This window comes from Shinella sp., assembly GCF_052438155.1.
GTDB lineage: Bacteria > Pseudomonadota > Alphaproteobacteria > Rhizobiales > Rhizobiaceae > Shinella.
This window is the reverse complement of the sequence record NZ_JBQVPI010000043.1, coordinates 22,514-28,654: the sequence shown is the minus strand read 5'-3', so window position 1 is coordinate 28,654 and position 6,141 is coordinate 22,514. Positions and strand designations below refer to the sequence as shown.

The window sequence follows — 6,141 nt, the reverse complement described above, 5'->3', positions numbered from 1 at the left end:
TATCTGTACGTTGGTATCGACCGCACCTCGAAGTTCGCCTTCGCGGAACGCGTCGACAAGGCCAACACGGCGACGGCACGTGCATTCCTCGGTGCTCTGGTGGCCGCCGTTGCCGACAAGATCAAGATTGTTCTGACTGACAACGGCATCCAGTTTGCCGATCTGCCGCAAAAACGTTCAGGGCCGATAGCTATCTGGCGCGGGCATCCGCTCGATCGAGCCTGCCAAGCCCACGATATCGAACACCGGCTGACAAAGCCAAGGCATCCATGGACCAACGGCCAGGTCGAGCGCGCGGCGAGTTGCGCGAGACGCTGGATGCCTCGGTCCAGCAAACCTATTCGATGCTGGAATCGACCTACCCCTCCGATGACATCGAGAATCTCATCGGCACCATGAACAGCTTCGTCAGGCTGAGCACCGATGGTTCCCACATCTTCCTGCTGCCGGACCGATCTGGAAAAGTGCTCTCGGGAAATCTCGCTGTTGCCGTGGCGCATGAGGGATTTGCAACGGCCTCAGCGCCTGAACTCGGCCTGCTGGATGTGGAGCGGTTTCGCGTCCTGAGCGGAACAATCGACGGATATAGGCTGGTGGCGGGTCAGAGCTTCCGGGAGACGGAAGATCTGGCCGGGATCGTGCTTGTCAGCTTTGGATGGGCCAGCGCGCTGGCCGTGGTTCTCGCCTTCGCCACCGGCGCCTATCTCGCACGCCGCGCCCAGGATCGCCTTGATACCATCGCCGCGACGATATCGGCCGTTTCGAACGGCCAGCTTGACGTCCGGATTCCGCTCACCGGATTACGGGACGATGTCGACGAGATCGCTGGAAAGATCAACCTGGCGCTCGTACGGCTCTCCACGCTTGTCGAAAGCATACGGCAGGTGAGCACGGACATCGCCCATGACCTGAAGACCCCGCTCAACCGGCTGAAACTGATGATCGACTAGGCGCTCGATCGGAGTGCGGCGGACGATTTTCTTCGCTCCCTGTTGGAGGAGGCGCTTGCGGAATGCGACCAGATCAACGCGACGTTCGATGCCCTGCTGCGCATATCCCAGATCGAGGCTGGTGTTCGCAAGCTGCACTTCCAGCCACTTGCCCTCGACCAACTGCTGCTCAATGTGGTCGAGACCTATGCGGACGTGGCGGAAGACAACCGGCAATCCCTGACCGCGGGGCAGATCGACGCCGCCACGATCCACGGCGACAAGAATCTACTCAAACAGAAGCTGGTCAATCTGATCGAGAACGCGATCGCCCATTGCCCGACCTGCACGGCGATCACCGTTGCCCTCGTTCGGGGCGAACAGGGCCTTTTGAAGGTTGCCAATCACGGACCAGGCATTCCGGAAAACGAGCGCGAAAACGTGTTTCGCCGACTTTACAGGCTCGACAAGAGCCGCAGCACATCCAGCAGCGGTCTTGGGCTCAGTCTCGTGCGGGCGATTGCCTATCTGCACGGCGCGACGGTCAGCGCCGCCAACAATCGGCCCGGGACAGTGATCACATTCAAATTCGGTCCTCCAGCCTGACCGGCAGAATACGGCCCGGTTATCGATCGAACGCAAACCGGCGGCCAACCATCCAGCACGAGAGCGCCCAGATCGTACCGGCACACCAGCCACCTGCAACGTCGCTCGGATAATGCACACCCAGAAAAACGCGGCTTGCGCCGATCAAGGCGGTGAGCAGGATTGCACATCCCACAATTTACGTCCTCTCGGTGCGACCCCTGCCCTGTGACAACAGAGCGCCGAGCGTCAGGTAGGTGACCGCCGACAGCAGTCATGTCGATTTCCTCAGTGGCAGGTCAGTACGCTTGAAGGGCTGCAGGCCACTCCAAAATCGTAATATGGCCGGCTGCCCGTCCATGATAGCGAAAGAGAGGGTCGAGCCGCGCCGTTACACTGCGCAGAAACGGTGCGGCCACACGAATAGGCGGATGGTTATGATGTGGTGTACGCGAGGACTGAACTTAATTCGTGATAGAGTGCCGGTCCACCCTTGTGGAGTCCAGACTGAGTGCTCGCGTTCGCTCGGCGGCTGTGCATAGTCGCCGAGATAGCGACGCATGCAATAAAGCAAAGTTGCCTGTTCTTCATTCTAACGAATGTCGATCACGCGCGCGGAGAGAATGCGGTCGGTTGCCTTGTCGACGGCATTGGTGAGCTCGCATTCGAAGCTGACCGAGGCGTTGGCCAGGACGGGGCACCCGTGAAGCCTTCTCTCCATTCGCCAAGCGTAAATCGATCCTCCTTCGGTGTCTTTCCGCCAAAGACATTCGAAATGTCCTCATGGCCTGGCATCAGCGTGTTGACACAGAAGTGGCGCGTGTTCTCAAAGGCATAAAAACACGAGCTCGAACGGTTGATGCAGACGAGAAGTGTTGCCGGCGTGTCGCTGACGCTGCAGACCGCTGAGGCCTTAAAGCCGTAGCGCTTCCCGCTGTATCTGTTGGTGACGACGTTGACTGCAGAGCCGAGACATGCCGTTGCGAAACGTGGCTTTGTCCACGGTGTCGAAGCCGTGCTTCACAATGTTCATGTCGGCCCCCTGCTGCTCAGCCAGCACTAGGCCGAGAGTTCTTTTCGGACGATTTCTGCACCTGCTGCCAGAGCATTCAGCTTGCCTCTTGCTACACGGCGAGACAGGGGCGCCATTCCGCAGTTCGTGCAAGGGCAAAGTTTGTCCGCATCGACAAACTGAAGCGCCTTTCGCAGGGTCGCGGCCACTTCCTCTGGGGTTTCAATGGTATCGCTTGCCACGTCGATGGCCCCGACCATCACCTTCTTGCCTCGAACAAGCTCGATGAGATCCATCGGGACATGAGAGTTGTGGCATTCCAGGGAGATCATACCGATACTGGATTTCTGTAGCTTGGGGAAAGATTCCTCATACTGCCGCCACTCGGATCCCAGGGTCTTTTTCCAATCCGTATTGGCCTTGATGCCGTATCCATAGCAGATATGGACAGCGGTCTCGCATTTAAGGCCCTCGATTGCTTTCTCCAATGTGGCGACGCCCCAGTCATTCACATCATCAAAGAAGACGTTGAATGCGGGCTCGTCGAACTGGATGATATCGACGCCGGCAGCCTCCAGCTCCCGCGCCTCCTCATTAAGGATCTTGGCAAATTCCCAGGCCAGCTTTTCACGGCTCTTATAGTGGCTATCAAAGAGCGTATCGATCATCGTCATGGGACCCGGCAGAGCCCATTTGATGGGCTGCTTCGTCTGCTGACGTAGAAATTTGGCGTCTTCGACGAAAACCGGCTTCTGGCGAGACACGGCGCCCGCGACCGTGGGGACACTCGCATCATAGCGATTGCGAATTATGACGGTCTCACGTTTCTCAAAATCAACCCCGTCGAGGTGTTCGATAAACGTCGTAACGAAATGTTGGCGCGTTTGCTCGCCATCGCTGACGATATCGATGCCTGCCTGTCGCTGATCATCCAACGACAAACGCAAGGCGTCCTGTTTGCCCTCAATCAGTTCCTCGTCTTGCAGCTTCCAAGGCGACCAAAGTTTCTCAGGCTCTGCAAGCCACGAGGGTTTGGGCAGGCTGCCGGCGGTTGACGTGGGCAACAGTGTTTTCATGATAGGCGACCTTATGTTTCTAGCTCGTCAGAGGATGTGATTGGCAGATCTTTGCTCAAGAATGGCCCCGTACGGTTTGATGAAGTGCTCCTCGGCGAACTTCCCCTGCTCAATCGCCAGCCGACTCCGTTCTTCTCGATCGTAGACAATCCGGGTCAACGAGTAATCCTGGTGCTTCAGATTCGGCTGATAGCAGGCCCCCGCCGCGGAATTGGCGTTGTAAATCTCGGGTCGATAGATCTTCTGAAAAGTCTCCATCGTGCTGATGGTGCTGATAAGCTCAAGATTGGTGTAGTCATCGAGCAGATCGCCGAGAAAATAAAACGCCAAAGGCGCAACGCTATTCGCCGGCATGAAAAAGCGAACTTGCAATCCCATTTTCCCGAAATATTCGTCGGTCGAGGATAGTTCATTCTGTTTGTATTCGACGCCCAATACGGGATGCTGATTGTCCGTCCGATGATAGATTTTGCTGCTTGATGCGCTTAGGCATATGACTGGCGGCTTGTTGAAATGCTCTTTGTAAGCATTTGAATTCAGGAAGCACTTGAACAAGTTTCCATGCAGATCGCCAAAATTATCCGGCGTGCTGAACCCGGGTCGATTTTTGTTATGCTCTGGCAACAACACGCTGAAGTCGTAGTCGCGCACATAAGAGGAAAAATTATTGCCCACGACGCCGTCAATACGTTCGTTCGTTTTGCGATCAACGACAGTTGTTTTCAATATTTCAATGAGCGGAAAGGCATTACTATAGCCTCCGGCGCCAATGTTCATCTCGACGGAAATGATTTCGAGCTCAACAGAGTAACGATCACCTTTGGGGTTATCCCAATGCGCCAGGGCGTTGAAACGGTTGTCAATCATCGTCAACGCATTGCGCAGGTTCTCTCGGCGGCTCTCCCCTCTAGCCAAATTAGCAAAGTTGGTCGTAATGCGCGTATTTTCTGAGGGGCGATATTCTTCGCACAATTGAACTGCCTTAATATTAAAATCGAAATAACTATTCATCACGACGGCGCGCCCTGCTTCCCGATATAAAACCTGAGACTAGTGACGTAAAATTCAGGGCACACCGGACATTACTTTCCATATTCCCAGTCGGCAGCGTTCACACCGCCCAGACATACTAGTGGTGTGCGGTTTATGCCTGAGGGATCGATCGAGAAAAAATGGTATTATCTCACGGAAGCATGAGCCGTGCTCATGATTTGAGGTCGAAGCCAGAGACAAAAAATGCGGAGATGACGGTATCTCACGAGCCGCCTTCAGACATCGAGGTACTCGAATGCCCGTTCAGCACGCAAAACCGACGGGACATAGGCGCGGGGGCACCTTCCACATCCGCCATGCCTCCGTGATAGACGCCTTGACCGCTCTGGCGACATGAGACATTGGTTCGTCATCGTGGTTCTGCGGATGAAAGTCCGGAGCTAAGAGGGAATTCGGTGAGGGCTTTGATCAAAGCCCGAAGCCGAGGCTGCCCCCGCAACTGTAAGCGGCGAGCGAACGTCCATCCATGTCACTGAGGCATACCTCGGGAAGACGGACGAAAGCAATGACCCGCAAGCCAGGAGACCTGCCGCGATAGATAACGTCCACGGGCGGGGTGTCCCGGAGTGCCGCTTTCGCGATGAGCACTCCCGTGCCGTCGTCTCTGCGTCATGCCGCTGCCCGGCCGCAACCTGATGGCAGTGCAGATGACAGAGATCGCGACCATAGAAAAGCCTGCCGAGCATGGCTCGACAACCAGTCTCATCGATATCGTCTTTCCCGGAGATACCAACCATCACGGCACTCTGTTCGGCGGAGCCGGACTTGCTCTCACGGATCGCGTAGCCTTCATCGCGGCAACCAGGTTCGGGCGGGCGCCCTTCGTGACCACCTCTTGCGAGCGGATCGATTTCAGGCAACCCGCGCGCACCGGGCACATCGTTGAATTCACGGCCAGACCGGTCAAGTCAGGGCGCCGTTTCCTGACGGTCGAGGTCGAGATGGCGGCGGAGACCATAGTCGGCCGTCAGCGACACACCTGTACGCGCGGCATCTTCCATATGGTCGCGATACCGGAGGGCAGCCACGCCGCGAGCTATGCTTTGGCCGAGCTCGCACCGGCGGAAACCCTGGACACTACGGACACCCTTGCCATGGCCGACATCGTCTTTCCGGATCAGGCAAACAGCGTCGGCCGGATATTCGGGGGCGAGGCGATCGCCTACATGACCAAAGCCACATTCGTTGCAGCGTCGCGCTACTCCGGCACGCTGGTCGTGCTCGCCTCGTCAGAGCGCATCGACTTCGCGCGAGCAATTAAGATCGGTGAAATTGTCGAGGCGGAGGCGCGCGTTGAGCGCGTGGGACGCAGCTCCATGTCCATCGAGACGAAACTTTGGTCCGAAAACCTCCTGACCGGCGAGAGGCATGTTACGGCCACAGGATGTTTCACCATGGTGGCGGTCGATAAAGACCATCGGCCGGTTCCTGTTCGCGATAGCGCCACAGCGGAATCGCTTACCTTTAATCCGGGGCGGGCATAACC

The 6,141-nt window shown here is 56.8% G+C and carries 6 protein-coding genes, 2 pseudogenes and 1 riboswitch; of the genes and pseudogenes, 4 read left to right on the top strand and 4 right to left on the bottom strand.

Annotated features, from left to right (window positions below):
- From ACT6VE_RS32190 to ACT6VE_RS32180, 3 genes and pseudogenes are all read left to right on the top strand, one after another.
- Window positions 1-294: pseudogene (locus ACT6VE_RS32190) on the top strand (DDE-type integrase/transposase/recombinase); the annotation flags it as partial.
- On the top strand, window positions 270-950 hold the full coding sequence (locus ACT6VE_RS32185) for a HAMP domain-containing protein (protein ID WP_444802305.1): 681 nt from the start codon (window positions 270-272) through the stop codon (window positions 948-950). The pseudogene ACT6VE_RS32190 and the gene ACT6VE_RS32185, both read left to right, overlap by 25 nt.
- 42 nt (window positions 951-992) lie before the next feature.
- Window positions 993-1,535: a sensor histidine kinase gene (locus ACT6VE_RS32180; protein ID WP_444802304.1), complete on the top strand. Its 543-nt coding sequence runs from the start codon at window positions 993-995 to the stop codon at window positions 1,533-1,535.
- A 19-nt stretch (window positions 1,536-1,554) separates the two neighbouring features.
- Here the strand turns inward: ACT6VE_RS32180 and ACT6VE_RS32175 are convergent, their stop codons facing one another.
- The 4 genes and pseudogenes from ACT6VE_RS32175 to ACT6VE_RS32160 form a co-directional block, all read right to left on the bottom strand.
- Complete coding sequence (locus ACT6VE_RS32175; RefSeq protein WP_444802303.1) at window positions 1,555-1,710, bottom strand: phosphatase PAP2 family protein; 156 nt, start codon at window positions 1,708-1,710, stop codon at window positions 1,555-1,557.
- A gap of 410 nt (window positions 1,711-2,120) precedes the next feature.
- A pseudogene (locus ACT6VE_RS32170) lies at window positions 2,121-2,477 on the bottom strand (flavin reductase); the annotation flags it as partial.
- Between the two features lie 96 nt (window positions 2,478-2,573).
- On the bottom strand, window positions 2,574-3,602 hold the full coding sequence (locus ACT6VE_RS32165; RefSeq protein WP_444802302.1) for a methionine synthase: 1,029 nt from the start codon (window positions 3,600-3,602) through the stop codon (window positions 2,574-2,576).
- Window positions 3,603-3,629: 27 nt separating this feature from the next.
- On the bottom strand, window positions 3,630-4,613 hold the full coding sequence (locus ACT6VE_RS32160; protein ID WP_444802308.1) for a DUF1852 domain-containing protein: 984 nt from the start codon (window positions 4,611-4,613) through the stop codon (window positions 3,630-3,632).
- A 380-nt stretch (window positions 4,614-4,993) separates the two neighbouring features.
- Window positions 4,994-5,203, top strand: a riboswitch (cobalamin riboswitch).
- A gap of 99 nt (window positions 5,204-5,302) precedes the next feature.
- On the opposite strand from ACT6VE_RS32160, the gene ACT6VE_RS32155 reads away from it, so the two are divergent.
- Window positions 5,303-6,139: an acyl-CoA thioesterase gene (locus ACT6VE_RS32155; RefSeq protein ID WP_444802301.1), complete on the top strand. Its 837-nt coding sequence runs from the start codon at window positions 5,303-5,305 to the stop codon at window positions 6,137-6,139.
- The last annotated feature ends 2 nt before the right edge of the window (window positions 6,140-6,141 follow it).